The sequence below is a fragment of the Pasteurella canis genome (genome assembly GCF_900454865.1).
GTDB classification, from domain to species: Bacteria; Pseudomonadota; Gammaproteobacteria; order Enterobacterales; family Pasteurellaceae; genus Pasteurella; species Pasteurella canis.
Genome location: NZ_UGTV01000015.1, coordinates 1,024,706 through 1,043,968 on the forward strand (window position 1 = coordinate 1,024,706; position 19,263 = coordinate 1,043,968).

Annotated in this window: 18 protein-coding genes; 13 read left to right on the forward strand and 5 right to left on the reverse strand. The window is 36.0% G+C overall.

Features of this window, described 5'->3' with window-relative positions; genetic code table 11:
• The first annotated feature begins 600 nt into the window (after positions 1 to 600).
• The 9 genes from rsxA to DYE19_RS05475 all read left to right on the forward strand — a co-directional run bounded on the left by rsxA (position 601) and on the right by DYE19_RS05475 (position 9,725).
• Positions 601 to 1,182: an electron transport complex subunit RsxA gene (gene rsxA, locus DYE19_RS05435; RefSeq protein WP_049215913.1), complete on the forward strand. Its 582-nt coding sequence runs from the start codon at positions 601 to 603 to the stop codon at positions 1,180 to 1,182.
• The gene (gene rsxB, locus DYE19_RS05440) at positions 1,179 to 1,775 is read left to right on the forward strand and encodes an electron transport complex subunit RsxB (protein WP_115322890.1); all 597 of its coding nucleotides are present in this window, start codon (positions 1,179 to 1,181) and stop codon (positions 1,773 to 1,775) included. The genes rsxA and rsxB overlap by 4 nt, the downstream gene beginning before the upstream one ends.
• A 1-nt stretch (position 1,776) precedes the next feature.
• Positions 1,777 to 4,320 carry an electron transport complex subunit RsxC gene (gene rsxC, locus DYE19_RS05445; RefSeq protein ID WP_115322891.1) on the forward strand — a complete coding sequence of 848 codons (2,544 nt, stop codon included), beginning with the start codon at positions 1,777 to 1,779 and terminating at the stop codon, positions 4,318 to 4,320.
• Positions 4,321 to 4,338: 18 nt separating this feature from the next.
• Positions 4,339 to 5,385 carry an electron transport complex subunit RsxD gene (rsxD, locus tag DYE19_RS05450; RefSeq protein ID WP_115322892.1) on the forward strand — a complete coding sequence of 349 codons (1,047 nt, stop codon included), beginning with the start codon at positions 4,339 to 4,341 and terminating at the stop codon, positions 5,383 to 5,385.
• Between the two features lie 9 nt (positions 5,386 to 5,394).
• The gene (gene rsxG, locus DYE19_RS05455) at positions 5,395 to 6,009 is read left to right on the forward strand and encodes an electron transport complex subunit RsxG (protein ID WP_115322893.1); all 615 of its coding nucleotides are present in this window, start codon (positions 5,395 to 5,397) and stop codon (positions 6,007 to 6,009) included.
• Positions 6,006 to 6,731 (forward strand): electron transport complex subunit E, encoded by a 726-nt coding sequence (locus DYE19_RS05460; protein ID WP_115322894.1) that lies wholly within the window; start codon positions 6,006 to 6,008, stop codon positions 6,729 to 6,731. Before rsxG ends, DYE19_RS05460 begins: the two co-directional genes overlap by 4 nt.
• Positions 6,731 to 7,363 (forward strand): endonuclease III, encoded by a 633-nt coding sequence (gene nth, locus DYE19_RS05465; RefSeq protein ID WP_115322895.1) that lies wholly within the window; start codon positions 6,731 to 6,733, stop codon positions 7,361 to 7,363. Before DYE19_RS05460 ends, nth begins: the two co-directional genes overlap by 1 nt.
• A 135-nt stretch (positions 7,364 to 7,498) precedes the next feature.
• Positions 7,499 to 8,863 carry a sodium-dependent transporter gene (locus tag DYE19_RS05470; RefSeq protein WP_438361431.1) on the forward strand — a complete coding sequence of 455 codons (1,365 nt, stop codon included), beginning with the start codon at positions 7,499 to 7,501 and terminating at the stop codon, positions 8,861 to 8,863.
• Positions 8,864 to 8,918: 55 nt separating this feature from the next.
• The gene (locus DYE19_RS05475) at positions 8,919 to 9,725 is read left to right on the forward strand and encodes a glycosyltransferase family 25 protein (protein WP_115322896.1); all 807 of its coding nucleotides are present in this window, start codon (positions 8,919 to 8,921) and stop codon (positions 9,723 to 9,725) included.
• Positions 9,726 to 9,770: 45 nt separating this feature from the next.
• Here DYE19_RS05475 and DYE19_RS05480 read toward each other — a convergent pair whose 3' ends face one another.
• The 4 genes from DYE19_RS05480 to DYE19_RS05495 form a co-directional block, all read right to left on the reverse strand.
• Complete coding sequence (locus DYE19_RS05480) at positions 9,771 to 11,726, reverse strand: ABC transporter ATP-binding protein (protein WP_115322897.1); 1,956 nt, start codon at positions 11,724 to 11,726, stop codon at positions 9,771 to 9,773.
• Between the two features lie 178 nt (positions 11,727 to 11,904).
• Positions 11,905 to 13,257 carry an anti-phage deoxyguanosine triphosphatase gene (locus DYE19_RS05485; protein WP_115322898.1) on the reverse strand — a complete coding sequence of 451 codons (1,353 nt, stop codon included), beginning with the start codon at positions 13,255 to 13,257 and terminating at the stop codon, positions 11,905 to 11,907.
• A gap of 6 nt (positions 13,258 to 13,263) precedes the next feature.
• Positions 13,264 to 13,959 carry a CidB/LrgB family autolysis modulator gene (locus tag DYE19_RS05490; RefSeq protein WP_115322899.1) on the reverse strand — a complete coding sequence of 232 codons (696 nt, stop codon included), beginning with the start codon at positions 13,957 to 13,959 and terminating at the stop codon, positions 13,264 to 13,266.
• On the reverse strand, positions 13,956 to 14,369 hold the full coding sequence (locus tag DYE19_RS05495; protein ID WP_115322900.1) for a CidA/LrgA family protein: 414 nt from the start codon (positions 14,367 to 14,369) through the stop codon (positions 13,956 to 13,958). Before DYE19_RS05495 ends, DYE19_RS05490 begins: the two co-directional genes overlap by 4 nt.
• 129 nt (positions 14,370 to 14,498) lie before the next feature.
• On the opposite strand from DYE19_RS05495, the gene DYE19_RS05500 reads away from it, so the two are divergent.
• From DYE19_RS05500 to DYE19_RS05510, 3 genes are read left to right on the forward strand one after another with little or no spacing between them, the layout of a single operon-like run.
• Positions 14,499 to 14,987, forward strand: coding sequence for a thermonuclease family protein (locus DYE19_RS05500; protein ID WP_115322901.1), 489 nt, complete (start codon positions 14,499 to 14,501; stop codon positions 14,985 to 14,987).
• Positions 14,984 to 16,183, forward strand: a complete 1,200-nt coding sequence (locus DYE19_RS05505; protein WP_115322902.1) for an aminotransferase class V-fold PLP-dependent enzyme — start codon at positions 14,984 to 14,986, stop codon at positions 16,181 to 16,183. Before DYE19_RS05500 ends, DYE19_RS05505 begins: the two co-directional genes overlap by 4 nt.
• A complete protein-coding gene (locus DYE19_RS05510; protein WP_397230733.1) occupies positions 16,183 to 16,560 on the forward strand; it encodes a SufE family protein in 378 nt (125 codons plus the stop codon). The genes DYE19_RS05505 and DYE19_RS05510 overlap by 1 nt, the downstream gene beginning before the upstream one ends.
• A gap of 79 nt (positions 16,561 to 16,639) precedes the next feature.
• Here DYE19_RS05510 and hldE read toward each other — a convergent pair whose 3' ends face one another.
• Positions 16,640 to 18,070 (reverse strand): bifunctional D-glycero-beta-D-manno-heptose-7-phosphate kinase/D-glycero-beta-D-manno-heptose 1-phosphate adenylyltransferase HldE, encoded by a 1,431-nt coding sequence (gene hldE / locus DYE19_RS05515; RefSeq protein ID WP_049215940.1) that lies wholly within the window; start codon positions 18,068 to 18,070, stop codon positions 16,640 to 16,642.
• A gap of 228 nt (positions 18,071 to 18,298) precedes the next feature.
• On the opposite strand from hldE, the gene DYE19_RS05520 reads away from it, so the two are divergent.
• Positions 18,299 to 19,240 carry a Kdo(2)-lipid IV(A) acyltransferase gene (locus DYE19_RS05520; protein ID WP_115322903.1) on the forward strand — a complete coding sequence of 314 codons (942 nt, stop codon included), beginning with the start codon at positions 18,299 to 18,301 and terminating at the stop codon, positions 19,238 to 19,240.
• Positions 19,241 to 19,263: the final 23 nt, after the last annotated feature.

A 19,263-nucleotide genomic window follows, 5' to 3' on the forward strand; every position in this document is an offset into this window, starting at 1 on the left:
GTGCAAGATAACAAAGCTCCAATATATTGTCAAAAGAACACCTGATTCTCCATTATTAATTTTCAATAATAAAAACAAAAGGTTACAAAATACAAACTAAAAAAACTCAGATTAAAAATGTTAGCAAGATCACAAATATAAAGATTTTTTAATAACAATGAACTTTTCAAAAATAAAATAACACATTGATTATAAAAGAAAAAATAAAAAAAATTACAGGTTAAGTAAGCATATAATGGAAAAAGTCATCAACTTCTTAAAATTAATTTCAATTTTGTGATCCAAGTCACAATTTATTCAATTTAAGTATAAGGAGTGAGCTAATTTTTACTTCTTTTAGTTAACAAATGAAAGAGTTCTTCTCTTTAAAAAACAAAGATAAACAAACTAAATACTATAATAATAGAAATAAAAATAACGTCTTGTTATAAAAGAAATGTTATCACACTAATCTTGCTTTTAACTATGTATCAATTTTGCCCTTAGCTGTGCTATTTTGATTGACTTAAATTTTTTATTGTTCTCAAAACAATAAATAGCGATAATATGCCTCTTAAATTTAGGGCGCTCATTCTTTCATCAGCCCAATGAAATAAAATTATGACTGAATATATCCTACTCATTATTAGTACAGCATTAATTAATAACTTTGTCCTTGTTAAATTTCTTGGGCTATGTCCTTTTATGGGTGTTTCCAAAAAAATTGAAACCGCTATTGGTATGAGTTTAGCGACAATGTTTGTGTTAACTGTTGCGTCTATTTCAGCTTACTTAATTAACACTTATATCCTACACCCATTAGATGCCACTTTTTTACGTACTTTAGTTTTTATCTTAGTGATTGCAGTTGTCGTACAATTCACTGAAATGGTTATCAATAAAACAAGTCCAACTCTTTATCGTTTATTAGGAATCTTTCTTCCTCTCATTACAACTAACTGTGCTGTGCTTGGTGTGGCTTTATTAAATATTAACTTAGCGCATAACTTAACTCAGTCTGTAATTTATGGTTTTGGTGCTTCACTTGGCTTTGGCCTGGTGTTAGTTTTATTTGCAGCATTACGCGAGCGTTTAGCCGCTGCTGATGTCCCTTCTATATTTAAAGGCACCTCAATCGCATTAATTACTGCAGGGTTAATGTCATTAGCCTTTATGGGCTTTACTGGATTAGTGAGACTATAATGACGTCAACAGTATATTTAATCCTGATTATTATTGCTGCGCTTGCACTTATTTTTGGGGCGATTTTGGGTTTTGCTTCAATCAAGCTTAAAGTTGAAGCGGATCCTATTGTCGAAAAAATCGATGCTTTATTACCTCAAAGTCAATGTGGGCAATGTGGTTATCCTGGTTGTAAACCTTATGCAGAAGCTATTGCAAATGGTGATGAAATCACTAAATGTATTCCTGGTGGTCAAACTGTAATTATAAATATTGCAGAGTTAATGGGAGTTGAGCCACCATCCAGCGATATTAATGGTGATCCGATACCAATGGTCGCCTTTATCAACGAAGAAATGTGTATAGGCTGTACTAAATGCATACAAGCTTGTCCTGTGGATGCAATTATTGGAACAAATAAAGCGATGCATACGATTATCCCTGATCTTTGTACAGGTTGTGAGCTTTGTGTACCACCTTGTCCAACAGATTGTATTTCAATGATTAAAGTTGAGAAAAATATTGATAATTGGAATTGGAAATTTGATCCTAAACTTGTTATTCCTATCATTAATACGACAACAACACAGAAGAAAATAATCAAAGGGGAATAAGATGGATGTGTTAATGCGTTTTAATTCTGGCAAGTTATGGGATTTCAAAGGGGGCATTCACCCTCCTGAGCGCAAATCTCAATCAAACCATAAAGCTATTCGCCCTGCAAAACTCGTTGATAAACTTTATATCCCAGTTAAACAACATGCTGGTTTAGAAGGAAGTTTATTAGTTAATGTTGGAGATTATGTTTTTAAAGGTCAACCTCTTACTCAGGGTGATGGTTTACGAACACTCCCTGTACATGCCTCTACTTCTGGTTTTATTACCGCTATAGCACCATATGTTGCCCCCCATCCATCTGGTTTAACAGAACTTTGTATACACCTAGAAAGTGATGGTCAAGATCAATGGCGCCAACAACAACCTATTGATGATTTCTTAACTCAAACACCCGAACAGCTGATTAACAAAATTTATCAAGCAGGTATTGCAGGATTAGGGGGAGCTGTATTCCCAACTGCTGCTAAAATTCACTCTGCTGAAAAACAAGTGAAACTCTTAATTATCAATGGTGCAGAATGCGAACCTTATATCACTTGCGACGATAGATTAATGCGTGACTATCCAGAAGAAATCATCGAAGGCACTCGTATCTTACGTTATATTTTACGCCCTGAAAAAGTTGTTATTGCCATTGAGGATAATAAACCAGAAGCAGCCGAAGCACTACGAAAAGCATTACAGGGCGCCAATGATATTGAGATTAGAATGATCCCAACGAAGTATCCTTCTGGCGCAGCAAAACAACTAATTCAAGTGTTAACGGGTCTAGAAGTGCCTAGTGGGCAGCGCTCCTCAAGTATAGGTGTACTTATGCAAAATGTTGGCACAGCTTTTGCTATCAAACGTGCTGTCATCAATGATGAGCCTCTGATTGAGCGCGTTGTAACGTTAACTGGCGATAAAGTGATTGATAAAGGCAATTATTGGGTACGTTTAGGTACACCTATTTATCAACTATTACAACAAGTTGATTATCAATATGATGCCCGCTTCCCTGTTTTTATGGGAGGACCCATGATGGGCTTTATCCTGCCAGATCTAAATGCACCAGTGACTAAAATGACTAACTGTTTGTTAGCTCCTGATCACTTCGAATATGCGCCACCTGCACCAGAACAATCCTGTATTCGTTGCTCAGCTTGTTCAGATGCTTGTCCAGTTAACTTAATGCCACAACAACTGTATTGGTTTGCACGTAGTGAAGATCACGACAAATCAGAACAATATGCATTAAAAGATTGTATAGAATGTGGATTATGTGCGTATGTTTGCCCAAGTCATATCCCACTGATTCAATATTTCCGCCAAGAAAAAGCCAAGATTTGGGAAATTAAACAAAAAGCCAAACAAGCTGAAGAAGCTAAAATTCGTTTTGAGGCACGCCAAGCACGCTTAGAACGTGAAGAGCAAGAACGAAAAGCTCGCTCACAAAAAGCGATGGAAGCCCGTCGTCAAGAAATGAAATTAGAAAATGGCATTGATCCAGTACAAGCTGCTCTTGAGCGTTTAAAAGCAAAAAAGACAGAAAATAATGAAACGAAAAAAACAGAAATAAAAGCTATTTTGAGCAAAAAAGGGGAATTGTTACCAGACAATAGCGATATTATAGCTCAACGCAAAGCTCGCCGTTTAGCTCGTCAACAAGAGGTTCAATCACCAGCTAGCCACATCTTAGAAACTCATGAGTCTACTAAGGATTCAATTACGCTTGAATCAACAATAGATTCAAAGAAAGCTGCTGTAGCAGCGGCTGTTGCGCGAGCAAAAGCTAAAAAAGCAGAGCAACAAGAGCAAAGTGCGGTGGAAAAAATCACACTTTCAGCTGAGACTGAAAATACAAAAGAAGATCCACGCAAAGCCGCAATCGCTGCGGCTATTGCACGAGCAAAAGCTAAAAAAGCAGAGCAACAAGCGGAAAGTGCGGTGGAGAAAATCACGCTTTCGACTGAGACTGAAAATACAAAAGCAGATCCACGCAAAGCCACAATTGCTGCGGCTATTGCACGAGCAAAAGCTAAAAAAGCAGAGCAACAAACGGAAAGTGCGGTGGAGAAAATCACGCTTTCGACAGAGACTGAAAATACAAAAGAAGATCCACGTAAAGCCGCAATTGCTGCGGCTATTGCACGAGCAAAAGCTAAAAAAGCAGAGCAACAAGCGGAAAGTGTAGTTGAGAAAATCACGCTTTCAGCTGAGACAGAAAGTCCAAAAGAAGATCCACGCAAAGCCGCAATTGCTGCGGCTATTGCTCGAGCAAAAGCTAAAAAAGCAGAGCAACAAGTGCAAAGTGCAGTGGAGAAAATCACACTTTCAGCTGAGACAGAAAGTCCAAAAGAAGATCCACGTAAAGCTGAAATCGCTGCGACTATTGCGCGAGCAAAAGCTAAAGAAGCAGAGCAACAAGTGCAAAGTGCGGTGGAGAAAATCACGCTTTCGGCTGAGACTGAAAATACAAAAGAAGATCCACGCAAAGCCGCAATTGCTGCGGCTATTGCTCGAGCAAAAGCAAAAAAGCTCGCCAAAGAAAATAAAGAATAAGGATAAAAGAAACTCAAAATGTTTAAAATGGTAAGCTCCCCACATACTCATTCAGGTAAGCTCACAATGCGTATTATGTTGTGGGTAATTTTAGCAATGTTACCTGCAATTTTTGCACAGCTATATTACTTTGGTTTTGGCGTACTCATTCAAGCCAGCTTAGCTATCAGTTTTGCTTTATTATTAGAATGGGTGGTGACATTATTACGTAAAAAACCAGCTTTATTCTATATCTCTGATTTTAGTGTTATTTTAACCGCACTTATTCTTGCTATTGCTATTCCACCTTATGCCCCTTATTGGTTGATTTTAATTGGCATATTTTGTGCAGTGATTGTAGGCAAGCATGTTTATGGTGGGTTAGGACAAAACTTATTTAATCCAGCTATGGTTGGCTATGTTGTATTACTCATTTCATTCCCACTACAAATGACAACTTGGCTTCCTCCTATTAGTTTATTAACTGAACCTCCTACAATTGCAGACGCTTATCATCTTATCTTTACTGGTTTTAGTACAGATGGATTCAGCTTACATCAATTGACAACATCAATAGATGGAGTTACACAAGCTACACCATTAGATAGTGCAAAAGTCGTGCTAAAAGATCAAGAATATCAATTTTTACTCACTTCACCCATTTTTTCTTCTGATTTAGCGATTGGTTGGTGGCAAATTAACTTAGCCTTTTTATTGGGCGGCACCTTTTTAATATGGAAACGGATTATTCATTGGCAAATCCCGATTGCAATGTTAACGACATTTACGATGTTGTCGGGTATAACTGAATTACTCTATCCAGCACAACATTTAAAAACAATTACGCAATTATTTAGTGGTGCGATGATGTTTGGTGCCTTTTTTATTGCAACAGATCCTGTTACAGCCTCTATTACCCCTCGTGGAAAACTAGTATTCGGAGGATTAATTGGTTTGCTGACTTATATTATTCGTTTCTATGGCAGTTACCCTGACGGTGTCGCATTCGCAGTTTTATTAAGTAATATTTGTGTACCACTAATTGATCACTACACTCGCCCACGCGTTGCAGGCTATCGCCAATAAGGAATGACAATGAAAACCGTTAAAATCTCAGCCTATTATGCCCTGTTACTCGCATTTATTGCGCTAATTTGTACAGCGCTATCTACAGGAGTGTATTTTTTAACTAAAGATAAAATTGCTGAAGAAATTAACAAACAACAACGTATATTGTTGCTACAAGTCGTCCCCCAACAATATTTTGATAATGTGCTGAGTGAAAACTGTTATGTACCTACTAGTCAAAAGTTAATGGTTAATCGAATAAAAAATATTTGTATAGCAACTAAAAACCAACAAAAAACTGCCTATGCGATTGAAACTATTGCACCCGATGGTTATTCTGGCAACATTCGTTTGCTTCTTGGTATGACACCTACAGGTGAAATACTTGGTGTACGAGTATTAGAGCATCAAGAAACACCAGGATTAGGTGATAAAATTGAAACACGCATTTCAAACTGGATTTTAGGTTTTTCTCATCAAAAAGTGACGTCTGATAATTTAAATGAATGGGCAGTAAAAAAAGATGGGGGTAAATTTGATCAATTTACAGGCGCGACTATCACACCACGCGCAGTGGTGAACCAAGTAAAAAATGCTGCGTTAAGTATGTTAGATGAATTGAATCAAGAGAATCAACAATGAGCAAAAATTCACCAAAACAAACCGCACTTTCTGATCAAAATGCATATACTTCAGAAACGCAAGCTCGATCATCCCAAAAACAGCTAAATGCGATTTGGAAAACGATTTTTTGGCAAGGCGTATGGAAAAATAACTCAACATTAGTTCAGCTATTAGGATTATGTCCATTACTTGCCGTTTCAAATAATATCACAAATGCGTTAGGCTTAGGACTTGCCACTATGCTAGTCTTGATTTGTAGCAACACTGTCGTGTCTTTATTCCGTAAACAAATTCCACACGAAATTCGTATTCCAATTTATGTCATGATCATTGCGACAACAGTCACCATGGTACAGTTATTAATGAATGCTTATACTTATTCACTTTACCAATCTTTGGGTATTTTTATTCCTCTCATTGTCACAAATTGTATCGTGATTGGACGAGCTGAGGCCTTTGCCTCAAAAAACTCACTCTCTCACGCGATCTTCGATGGATTTTCAATGGGGTTAGGTATGTGCTTAAGTTTAATTGTACTTGGTGCAATTCGAGAAATACTGGGGAATGGAACCTTATTTGATGGCATAGAACACTTGCTGGGTGATTGGGCAAAAGACTTACGTATTGAATTATTCCAGCTAGATAGCCACTTCTTATTAGCTATTTTACCACCTGGTGCATTTATTGGCTTAGCACTTATGTTAGCAATGAAAAATTTTATTGATCAGTATAAGAAATAATGAATAAACAAAAACGAATTGAGATTTTAACTCGCCTACGCGATCAAAATCCACATCCAACAACAGAACTAAATTATAGCTCACCTTTTGAGTTATTAATTGCTGTTATTTTATCAGCGCAAGCAACAGATAAAGGGGTAAATAAAGCAACAGAGAAACTGTTTGCTGTTGCGAATACACCGCAAACTATTTTAGCTTTAGGTGTTGACGGGTTAAAGAATTATATCAAAACAATCGGTTTATATAACAGTAAAGCTGAAAATATTATCAAAACTTGTCGAGATTTGATTGAAAAACATCATGGCGAAATCCCACAAAATCGTACTGCACTTGAAGCCTTAGCTGGCGTTGGGAGAAAAACGGCTAATGTGGTCTTAAATACCGCATTTGGACAACCTACTATTGCCGTTGATACTCATATTTTTCGAGTGTCTAATCGAACAGGATTTGCACCTGGTAAAGATGTTGTAAAAGTAGAAGAAAAATTACTTAAAGTTGTCCCTGATGAATTTAAAGTAGATGTCCATCATTGGCTAATTTTACATGGACGCTATACTTGTATTGCTCGCAAACCTCGTTGCGGCTCCTGCATTATTGAAGATTTGTGTGAGTTTAAGCAAAAAACAGAGTAAAAATTATTTTTCCACTGTGTTTAAGCAAGACACTAATTTATCTTGCTTGCATGCCTAAATAAAATAACAAAACATACTTTTTCATTCTCAGCTGAGAATGTGTTGATTTGATTTTTTAATTATTTGGATTTAATTATGACAACAAAACAAGAAAGACAAACTTGGTCTAGTCGGCTAACCTATATTATGACAGTAGCTGGCGCAACAGTAGGTTTTGGCGCAACTTGGCGTTTTCCTTACTTAGTTGGTGAAAATGGTGGTGGGGCCTATGTATTTTTATTCTGTATAGCGATGATTCTAATCGGCATTCCAATGATTCTGGTAGAAAACGTAATTGGTCGCCGATTACGGGTTAACGCCATTGATGCCTTCAGTGATAAATTAGAAACACGCAATATTTCAAAACATTGGATAATCATTGGTTACCTAGGCTTATTTGGTGCATTTGGTATCATGGCATATTACATGGTACTTGGTGGTTGGGTAATCACTTATATTCTCAGTTTAATCACAGGTACACTCAATATCTCCACGCCAATTGACAAAACCGTTGCAAAAACGTTTTATGATTTACATATCGGCGATAGCCCAATTCAAGTTGCCTTATATACATTACTGTTTGTTGCGATAAATTACTTTATTCTTGCTAAGGGGATTATTGGTGGTATTGAACGTGCTGTAAAATATTTGATGCCTTTATTATTTCTTTTCTTAATTGGCATGGTGATTCGTAATATTACTTTACCTGGTGCAATGGAGGGGATTACGTTTTATCTCAAACCAGATTTTTCTAAAATTACACCGCAGTTATTTGTATTCGTATTAGGACAGGTCTTTTTTGCGTTAAGTCTAGGATTTGGTGTCTTAATCACTCTCTCAAGTTATTTAAACAAAGAAGAAAATTTAATTCAAACGGCCGTCATCACAGGTTTTACTAATACGATTATTGCGGTACTTGCTGGATTTATGATTTTTCCTTCACTCTTTACTTTTGGTATCGCGCCAAATTCTGGACCAACGTTAGTTTTCCAAAGCCTGCCGATAGTCTTTTCACATTTATGGTTAGGGAAATTCTTTGCTATCCTCTTTTTTAGTTTATTACTGATCGCAGCTCTCACGACATCATTAACTATTTATGAGGTTATCATCACGGCGTTACAAGAAAAGCTAAAAATGCGTCGTAGTAAGGCTATCACTCTGACTTTAGGTAGTATCTTTGTTTTGGGTAATATCCCTGCTATCCTTGGTGATAGTGTTCTTAAAGATGTCACTTTTTTTGGTAAAAGTATTTTTGATGCCTTTGACTATATCAGCGGCAATATTTTATTCATGTTAACAAGTTTTGGCTGTGCTATTTTTGTTGGCTTTGTATTGAAAGATGAGGCTAAAAAAGAACTTTCCCCAAATCCTGATTCCACATTTACTAGAATTTGGTTTAACTATGTAAAATTTGTTGTTCCTTTAATCATTATAGTTATTTTTGTGAGTAATTTATTGTAATATTAAGAGGCGAACAAAAGTTCGCCTTTTCATTATAATAAATTAAGGTTATCTCATGCATACTAACTACGTTATTAGCCTAACTAGTGCAAGCACTCGTCGAGAACACATCAAAAACGAGTTTGGTCGTCAAAATATACCATTTGAGTTTTTTGATGCTCTGTCTCCTTCTATTCAGCTCAATGAAACAATTAGCAAGCTCCTACCTGAGTTACTAAAGCACCCTAATCAAACATCTGGAGAAAAAGCCTGCTTGATGAGTCATTTACTACTTTGGGAAAAATGTATCAATGAAGATATGCCTTTTATCACAATTTTTGAGGATGATATAATATTGGGAAACAATGCATTTACATTTTTAAATGAATATAAATGGTTGCATGAACGTTTCTCAATGAATGAAGCATTCATAATCAAATTAGAAACTTTCTTACAAAAGGTTAATACTAAAAATAGTCAAATAAAATCTTTTGAAAAACGATACTTCAATCTCTTACAAAGTGAACATATGGGAACCGCTGGATATATTATTTCCAATCGAGCAGCAGTATTATTATTGTCAGAATTCCAAAAATTAAAAAATCAACAACTCAGGCCAATTGATATATTAATGTTTAATATAGCATTAAACAAAAAAATTATTTCATACTATCAATTAACTCCTGCTATTTGTACGCAAATACAAGAAAATCATAGAGATACAGAAATAATAAAAAGTCAGCTTTCAAATGAAAGAAGAAAAAACGAACAACTTAATCCCTATAAAACAAAGCATTCTTTAGGTCAGCTATTAATCAAAGGACTGACTAAACCTTATCGTTTATATAAAAAGAAACAAAGAAAAATCATCCCGTTTGAATAACCATTTAGATAAGAAGAGTAATATCACGTTGCTCCTCTTTCTTATTTATTTGATATTTTTCTTCTCCTCTAATTCCTCCCAACGGATAAAAGCTTGCTCTAATTGCTCTTCAGTATCTGTAAGTAATTGTAATTTAGCTGAGGTGTAGTCATGTGGCTGTTGAAAAAACTCGACGTGACTAATTTCTGCTTGTAATGCAGCAATTTTTTCTTCTAGTTCTTCTAATAACTGTGGTAATTGTTCTAATTCACGTTGTTCTTTATAAGAAAGTTTCAGTGGACGTTGCTGATTTTTAGTGGTAGTTGAAATTTGAGGAATATCGACCGCACTTTTCGCATTCTCGCTTTGTTGTGGAGCATATTGTTTTTGTTTAAGTGATTTTTGTTCCGCTTTATGAGCAAAATAATTGGCTTGTTGTTGTTTTGCTTCGTGAAAACCACCCACATATTCATTGATAATACCCTCACCTTCAAACATAAAACATTCTGTTGCAGTATTATCAATAAATTGGCGATCATGACTTACAATTAATAATGTCCCTTGATAATCAGTTAAAATTTCCTCTAACAATTCTAATGTTTCTACATCTAGATCATTTGTTGGTTCGTCTAAGATTAATAAATTATTTGGTTTTAGCAACAATTTTGCGAGTAATAAACGATTACGTTCACCACCAGACAGTGCTTTTACTGGTGTCATCGCACGTTTTGGCGGAAATAGGAAATCTTGTAAATAACCTAAAACATGACGTTTTATGCCATTTACTTCAATATCTTGTTTACCATCTGCAACATTATCCATCACTGTTTTTTCAGGATCGAGATCAGCACGATATTGGTCAAAATAAGCAATATCTAATTTTGTGCCACTACGTACTGTCCCAGAAGTTGGCTGAATTTCGCCTAACAACAATTTAATGAATGTTGTTTTACCACAGCCATTAGGTCCCACTAAGGCAATTTTATCTCCACGTAATATTGTCGTACTAAAATTTTGTATCAATGTTTTACCTGCAACCTCATAACTTACATTATCTAGCTCAAATACAGTTTTTCCCGAACGACTCGCATTATCTATTTGTAGTTTAGCACTACCTAATACTTCTCGACGTTGGCGACGTTCTTCACGTAATGCTTTGAGTGCTCTTACACGCCCTTCATTCCTTGTTCTACGCGCTTTAATACCTTGTCGAATCCACACTTCTTCTTGTGCTAACTTTTTATCAAAAAGTGTATTTTGAAGTGCTTCAACACGCAGGTTTTCTTCTTTAGTCGCTAAATATAAATCATAGTTACCTGGATAAGAGACTAACTTACCACGATCTAAATCAACAATACGCGTTGCCATTTTACGAATAAATGAACGGTCATGAGAAATAAACACGATACTACCCGAGAAACCTAATAAAAAATCTTCTAACCATTCGATTGCATCAACATCTAAGTGGTTAGTCGGTTCATCTAACAACAAAATATCGGGATCACACACTAATGCACGTGCTAAAGCGGCTTTGCGTAGCCAGCCACCAGATAGTTCAGTGAGTAAAGTGTCTGGATCAAGTTCTAATTTAAGTAATACTTCTTTAATTTTATTTTCAAAACGCCAGCCATTAGCATGATCTAGTTTGGATTGTATTTGAGATAATTGGTTTAATGTCGCCTCATTGTAATCTTGTGCTAATATGGCTGAAATCTGATGATATTCTTTTAGTAAATCGGCTAAATGACCTATCCCTTCTGCCACATAATCAAATACATTTCCCTCGGCATGACGTGGCGGATCTTGTTCTAAACGCGAGACAACAATGTCTTTCTCAAATTGTAATCGACCATCATCCATCACTACTTCACCAGACAAGATCTTCATTAATGTAGATTTCCCCGCGCCATTACGACCTACTAAGCAAACACGCTCACCTGCTTCAATATGTAATTCTGTATGATCTAATAAAGGATGATCGCTAAATGAAAGGTAACCATTGGTTAAAGAAATTAATGCCATAATGCCTCATTTTTAATTCTATTGTTTACATCATCTTCACTTACTCAAGTGACTGTATTTTTACTTTACAAAAAAACAAACCTAATCGTCATATTAACGCTCAATCAAACAAATCAACATACGTTAAATATATATCATTACTTAAATGTAAGATGAAAATTGACAACATCGTTCAATATTAAAGTTGTTGATAAACTCTTAGTGCGTAAGCATCTGACATACCTGCAATATAGTCACAAATAATACGCTTCTTATTCTGTTGTGTTGCGTTTTTCCAACGATTTGCAGTATTACGTGGTAATAAACGCTCGGGATCAGACTCAAAAATTTGAAACATTTCGGTTAAAATACGTTGACCTTTATATTCAATACGTTGAGTGTCTACATTTAAAATCACATATTTACGCACAAAATCTTTAAATACCTGTAATGCCGCTTTCACTTCTGTTGGAAGTTCTGCATTGTAACGCAGTAATGGCTCATAAAAGTCTGCTGTTAATGTCCAACGTACGCTAGTAATAAAATAATTTACTAACGCACCAATCGCATGTTTACGTAAATAATGCTGTTCAGAAAACAGTTTATCGGTAATCATATCAATATTTTTCTGCACCCAATCAGATTCTGATCTTTTTAGTACTTCTACAGCTTCCTGCCATTGATGACGATTCACCACACCAGTCACAATTGCATCTTCTAAATCATGTACGCCATAAGCAATATCATCTGCTAACTCCATTAAGCTACAATCTAATGATTTAAACCGTGTTTTTAAAATGTCACTCGCGCATGAACGCACTTTTTGCCATTGTCTAAACAATTCTTTATCATGTTCATTTAATGGCGCGAGTAACCAATTAAACATCGCTAAATCATCACGAAATATCCCTTTACCTGGTTTCCAATCCATTATTTTCACATAACGAGGATCTGTATTTCCTACAAAAGATAATTCTGCATATTGCGGCGAAGACTGATCTAAAATCGCTGGATACTTAACAATGCCTAAAAGTGTACGCCGTGTTAAATTCATACCTGCTTCAAGCGTATAAGGCTCTAATTTTGTGAGTAAACGAAACGTTTGTGCATTACCTTCAAAGCCACCATGACGATGCATCATATAATTTAATGCCACTTCCCCACCATGCCCAAAAGGTGGATGACCAATATCATGAGCGAAACAAAGACTTTCAATCAAATCATTAGTGGGCAATAGTCCTTTCAGTTGTTTCTGCAGCTCATTTTTTTCTATACTTAACTGAATTGACAAGTTGATAAAAGCTTCTGCAAAACGCATCTGTGCGACTAAACTACTTCCAATTTGAGCTACTTCTAAGGAATGTGTAAGACGAGTACGATAGAAATCATTCTCCCCGATCGCATGAATTTGTGTTTTTGCTTGCAAACAACGAAATGCCGCTGAATGTAAAATACGGCCACGATCGCGACAAAATGCAGGACGATGATCTTTTTCTCGAGGGGTATCGGCAATAAAACGTGTTTGCCAAATAGGATCAACTTGATTGTTCATATTGTATTATGCCATAACAAAATAAATAAGTTTAAACGTAATAGGCGCAAGAATAGAAGTAATAATGCCACATAATACGAGGGCGATAGAACTATAACTACCCGCTTTTTGATCACTCTCCATGCAAGTTACTGTACCTAAGGCATGAGAAATAGAGCCTATTGCCAAACCCAATGATTCAGAATGCTTGATTTTTAATGTTCTTAGGACCCATAAACCTAACACAGATCCCTGTAAACCTGCTAATACAACACCTACAGCCGCAATAGAGGGTATTCCACCTAAACTCTCTGCTATTGCCATTGCAATTGGTGTAGTAACGGATTTTGGTAGTACAGTCGCCACTATATCAGGCGTAGCACCTAAGATAAAAGCAAGTATTGCGCCTGATATCATCGAAAATAAAGAAGCCAAAAAAGTAACTGATAAAATCTGCTGCCAATGGCGGCTAATTTGATGAAGTTGTTCATATAAAGGAACAGCTAAAGCAACAATGCTAATTCCTAATAGATTATTTAACGGCGTATTACCTAATAAATATTGATCATAAGAGATATCTAGGCTTAACAATACAATAATTAAGATAATCATCGTTAATACAAAAGAATTAAATAAAATTGACTTCCAATACTGGCTAATTTTAATCGCCATCCCAAAAGCAACTAATGTTAAAACAGAATAAAGATAAATGCTGTAATTCATGGTAACTTCTCCATCCGTCTACGTGTAGCTTTCTTACGTAAATGCGTAAATGATTTACGTGAAAAAAGATAATCAGAGAATAACCCCACAAAAACCAATGTTAAACATGTACTTAAAATATTTGGGATAAGTAAGACCTTCATTTGTGCAAACAATATATCAGCATATTTCACAATCCCAACACTGACAGGAACAAAAAGTAACGCCATATAACGAATCAATAAACTTGAAGACAAAAGTACCCAATCTAATCTAATAACTCGCAGTGTTAAACAGAGAAATAATAACAACAACCCCCAAATACTAGCAGGAATACCTACATGAATATGAGTAGAAATCCTCTCACCCAGCCATAACATGGCGTATAAAATAGCGAATGAACGCATTAAATCAAACACTTTTTGAATCATTTTACTCTATCAGTTTCTGACAATTAAAAATCATTGTTTTATATAAAAATGAAGTAATATTTTACGCTTATTTTTCATATTTTGTTAGTTTTTAGGTAAAATAGCCTGACTTTATCAGGACTTTTTTCTATGTATAAAAAGAAAGCATTCATTGCATTTTATTGTTTACTATTGAGTTACGCTGCAGAAGCAAGCCACACTTTACATTGTAAAGTAGTGAGTATTTCTGATGGCGATACATTTAATTGCTTGTTAAAAAATAATAAACAACTGCGTGTACGTCTTTGGGGTATTGATGCACCAGAAAGAAATCAAGCATTTGGTCAAAAAGCTAAACAATTTTTAGGCAAACTTATTCATAAACAACAAGTCAAACTTGCTGTGACAGGCTATGACCAGTATCAACGGACTCTTGCTGAGGTGTATACATTACAAGGAAAAAATATTAATGTCGCCATAGTTAAAGCAGGCATGGCTTGGGTATATAAAAAATACAATGCTATGCCAATCTACTTACAAGCACAGCATAAAGCAAAACAGCAAAACTTAGGACTCTGGCAAGATCCTCATCCTATTGAACCTGAAAAATGGCGTAAACAAAAGAGAATAGCACAATGACATTTAATCCCACGATATTTCGGCAACATTTTCCTTATTTACAACAGGCTGACTCCGCCATTTATTTAGACAGCGCAGCAACCACATTAAAGCCGCAAACCTTAATTGATAGTACCGTCAATTTCTATCAATCAGCTGGCTCTGTACACCGCAGTCAATATGATGAAAAACAGACCGCACTTTATGAACAAGCCCGTGAACAAGTCAAAAAACTGATTAACGCTGAAAGCAGCGATGCGATTGTTTGGACCTCAGGGACGACGCAAGCGATAAATTTCGTTGCGCAAGGTCTTTTAGATCAAATTACTACCCAAGATGAAATCCTGATCAGTGAAGCAGATCATCATGCTAATTTTGTCACTTGGCATCAAATTGCCCAAAAGTGCGGTGCAAAATTACATATTTTACCCCTCTCTGAACAATGGTTAATTGATGAAACAACTCTACTCAATCTACTAACGAGTAACACCAAATTAGTTGCACTAAATTTTGTTTCGAATGTAACAGGTACACAACAACCTATTGAAAAGCTGATTAAACTCATCCGCCAACATAGTAGTGCATTGGTATTAGTCGATGCAGCACAAGCAATCAGCCATGTAAAAATTGATCTTGCCACGTTAGATGCTGATTTCCTTGTTTTTTCTGCCCATAAACTTTATGGACCAACAGGTTTAGGTGTGTTAGCAGGTAAATTGAATGCTCTTGAACAACTTCATCCTTACCAATTTGGAGGTAAGATGGTTGATAGAGTATCAAAAGAGCAGATTACTTTTAACAAGTTACCTTATCGTTTAGAAGCAGGTACACCGAATATTGCCGCTGTTATTGGCTTTAATGCAGTCTTAACATGGCTACAACAATGGGATTTTATACAAGCAGAGCAATACGCTGTGCAATTAGCAGAACAATGCAAAAAACACTTAATGCATTATCCAAATTGCCAATTATTTAGCTCTCCACAACCAAGTACCATTGTTAGCTTTGTTTTTGAGGGTATTGCTACTGTTGACTTAGCAACATTACTTGCTGAACAAAACATTGCCTTACGTGCGGGAGAACATTGCGCTCAACCTTACTTAGCACAGTTAGGACAATCATCTATATTACGTTTATCTTTTGCCCCTTATAATCAACAATCGGACTTAGATATTTTTTTCAACGCATTAAACAACGCCTTAGAGTTATTAACTTGATGATCAAACAACAATTAATACATAGTAAAACATGGGAAGAACGTTACCGTTTAATTATCCAAGCAGGGAAAAACCTTACCCAACCAACAGAACAACAACTCACCCAAATGCACTTTATTTCAGGTTGTGAAGCGAAAGTCTGGTTCCAAATTTTTGAAAAAAACGACCGCACTTTTGAGTTTACTGCGTTTAGTGAATCACGTATTATCAATGGGTTACTTTGGATTTTATTACAAGAAATCAATGGAAAAACGGCTTCTCAGTTAAAAAGTTTCGATTTTAAAACCTATTTTTCTGAACTAGGTATCGCACAACGTTTAAGTTCAACAAGACTGAATGGCTTAAAACAAATAGAAGCACTCTTACATCAACTATAAAAACACGATTAATTCATCGTTTAATACAATAAAAAATAAAAGCAATCATTTGATTGCTTTTATACTGACTCAAGATAATTTATTCTTTCAATTGTTTAATTTTAGTAATCACATTTGTTGTTGAACAGCCATTCTCGAAGTTAAGCACTTTCACATCTCCTCCATTTGCCCAAACTTCTTTACTCCCAGCAATCTCTTCTGGTTTATAATCCCCACCTTTAACTAATAGATCAGGCAATACTTCACTAATTAAACGTTGAGGCGTATCTTCTTTAAACTCAACTAACCAGTCAACTGAAGATAAACCTGCTAAAACAGCCATTCTTGCTTGTAAATCATTAATTGGGCGTGTCTCACCTTTTAGGCGTTTCACTGAGTCATCACTGTTTACTGCAACAATCAAACGATCACCTAATTTACGGGCATTTTCAAGATAAGACACATGACCTGGATGTAAAATATCAAAGCAGCCGTTGGTCATCACAATTTTTTCACCACGTGCTTTTGCTTGTGCCACAACTGCTTTTAATTCAGTTTCGCTCATAATACCAAACCCCGTATTTGAACGCCCATGAATCGCATTTTCTAATTCCACAGTAGATACTGTTGATGTACCTAATTTACCAACAACAATACCTGCTGCCACATTCGCTAAATAACAAGCTTCCTCAAAAGTACGCCCATCTGCTAACGCTGTCGCTAATACACTGATCACAGTATCTCCAGCACCTGTCACATCAAATACTTCTTTTGCTTCCGTAGCTAGATGGAATGCAGGCTGATCTGGTCGTAATAATGTCATTCCTTTTTCTGAGCGAGTAACTAACAATGCAGTCAATTCAAAATCAGCTATCAGTTTTAATCCCTTTTCAATAATCTCATCTTCAGAATGACAAGCACCTACAACTGCTTCAAACTCAGACATATTAGGTGTTAATAAAGTTGCACCACGATAGCGTTCAAAATCAGTTCCTTTTGGATCAATTAAAACAGGTATATTTGCTTGACGTGCAATTTGGATCATTTTTTGCACTTGATTTAAGGTTCCTTTACCATAATCTGATAACACTAATGCGCCATAATCTTGCACCGAACTAGCTAATTTTTCTAACAAGGCTTCACTCACTACATTGCGAAAATCCTCTTCAAAATCCAAACGTAATAATTGCTGATGACGAGATAAAATACGCAGTTTAGTAATAGTTGGATGCGTACCCAATTGAACAAAATCGCAATCAATACGCTGCTGAGTAAGTAAACGTATTAAAGCAGCACCTGCCTCATCTTGTCCAGTTAAGCCTAATAATTGAACAGGCACATTTAAAGATGCGATATTCATTGCCACGTTTGCTGCTCCACCAGCACGTTCTTCATGATCTTGCACTCTCACAACAGGCACTGGGGCCTCTGGTGAAATACGATTCGTTGCACCAAACCAATAACGATCGAGCATCACATCACCTAATACCAATACTTTTGCTTGATGAAACTCCGCTGAATATTGAAACATTTGACTTCTCTCTCTATGAAAAATTTTGTTAATTTTAACATAGGAGAGGGAGGATTTCCCTTAAAAATTCGATTAAATAGTGTTACTTTTCATGAGATGACTTTTATAATCATCTAAGAACTAGTAATATGCACGCCCTGTTTATACGATAATTTATGCTATTATAAAAAATTAGAGTAATATGCTTGCTCATATTTCATTGTTCACCCAAGATATTAAAACGATTTTATGGTAAATAATAAACTCCCCACATTTCAAAAAGCCTTTTTAAAACCAAAACATTGGGGATTTTGGCTTGGTATTCTTTTTTGGCGCATCATTTTACTGCTACCTTATCCAATTTTACTCAAACTTGGACATGCTCTCGGCTGGTTACTGACAAAATTTAATGTTGGCAAGCGACGAGCTACTATTGCTCGTCGTAACTTACAACTTTGCTTCCCTCATTATTCAGAACAAAAAATAGAACAAATTTTAGCAGCAAACTTAAAAGCGACAGGTATGGCAATTATTGAAACAGGTATGGCTTGGTTTTGGTCTGATGCACGTATCAAAAAGTGGTCAAAAGTGGAAGGGTTAGAATATCTTCAGCAATACAAACAAGACGGTATTATCTTTGTAGGTGTACATTTCTTAACATTAGAACTCGGCGCACGCATTGTTGGCTTACATCAACCTGGCATCGGTGTTTACCGCCCGAATGACAATCCTTTAATGGATTGGCTACAAGTCCGTGGGCGACTACGTTCAAATAAAGACATGCTCGATCGTAAAGATCTCCGTGGTATGATCAAAGCTATTCGCAATGGTGAAATCATCTGGTATGCTCCTGATCATGATTATGGGCGGAAAAATGCAGTTTTCGTACCTTTTTTTGCTGTTCCTGATGCAGCTACAACAACAGGAAGTTACTATTTATTAAAATCATCACCCAATAGTAAAGTGATTCCTTTTTCTCCATTACGTAATCCTGATGGTTCAGGCTATACTGTAAAAATTTCACCACCAGTCGATTTTTCTGATATCAGTGATGAAACTAGTATCGCAATACGTATGAATCAAGTCGTTGAGAAAGAAATCATGCAGGGTATCGAACAATACATGTGGTTACACCGCCGTTTTAAAACTAGACCAGATGATAGTCAGTCTAGCCTATATACTGATAAATAAAAGTGCGGTCAAAAAAAGCAGAC

Excerpts from the sequence above, each read along its gene's own strand:
- rsxA (WP_049215913.1), top strand. The coding sequence starts at position 601 with ATGACTGAATATATCCTACTCATTATTAGTACAGCATTAATTAATAAC.
- rsxC (WP_115322891.1), top strand. The coding sequence starts at position 1,777 with ATGGATGTGTTAATGCGTTTTAATTCTGGCAAGTTATGGGATTTCAAA.
- rsxD (WP_115322892.1), top strand. The coding sequence starts at position 4,339 with ATGTTTAAAATGGTAAGCTCCCCACATACTCATTCAGGTAAGCTCACA.
- rsxG (WP_115322893.1), top strand. The coding sequence starts at position 5,395 with ATGAAAACCGTTAAAATCTCAGCCTATTATGCCCTGTTACTCGCATTT.
- DYE19_RS05460 (WP_115322894.1), top strand. The coding sequence starts at position 6,006 with ATGAGCAAAAATTCACCAAAACAAACCGCACTTTCTGATCAAAATGCA.
- nth (WP_115322895.1), top strand. The coding sequence starts at position 6,731 with ATGAATAAACAAAAACGAATTGAGATTTTAACTCGCCTACGCGATCAA.
- DYE19_RS05470 (WP_438361431.1), top strand. The coding sequence starts at position 7,499 with ATGACAACAAAACAAGAAAGACAAACTTGGTCTAGTCGGCTAACCTAT.
- DYE19_RS05475 (WP_115322896.1), top strand. The coding sequence starts at position 8,919 with ATGCATACTAACTACGTTATTAGCCTAACTAGTGCAAGCACTCGTCGA.
- DYE19_RS05480 (WP_115322897.1), bottom strand. The coding sequence starts at position 11,726 with ATGGCATTAATTTCTTTAACCAATGGTTACCTTTCATTTAGCGATCAT.
- DYE19_RS05485 (WP_115322898.1), bottom strand. The coding sequence starts at position 13,257 with ATGAACAATCAAGTTGATCCTATTTGGCAAACACGTTTTATTGCCGAT.
- DYE19_RS05490 (WP_115322899.1), bottom strand. The coding sequence starts at position 13,959 with ATGAATTACAGCATTTATCTTTATTCTGTTTTAACATTAGTTGCTTTT.
- DYE19_RS05495 (WP_115322900.1), bottom strand. The coding sequence starts at position 14,369 with ATGATTCAAAAAGTGTTTGATTTAATGCGTTCATTCGCTATTTTATAC.
- DYE19_RS05500 (WP_115322901.1), top strand. The coding sequence starts at position 14,499 with ATGTATAAAAAGAAAGCATTCATTGCATTTTATTGTTTACTATTGAGT.
- DYE19_RS05505 (WP_115322902.1), top strand. The coding sequence starts at position 14,984 with ATGACATTTAATCCCACGATATTTCGGCAACATTTTCCTTATTTACAA.
- DYE19_RS05510 (WP_397230733.1), top strand. The coding sequence starts at position 16,183 with ATGATCAAACAACAATTAATACATAGTAAAACATGGGAAGAACGTTAC.
- hldE (WP_049215940.1), bottom strand. The coding sequence starts at position 18,070 with ATGTTTCAATATTCAGCGGAGTTTCATCAAGCAAAAGTATTGGTATTA.
- DYE19_RS05520 (WP_115322903.1), top strand. The coding sequence starts at position 18,299 with ATGGTAAATAATAAACTCCCCACATTTCAAAAAGCCTTTTTAAAACCA.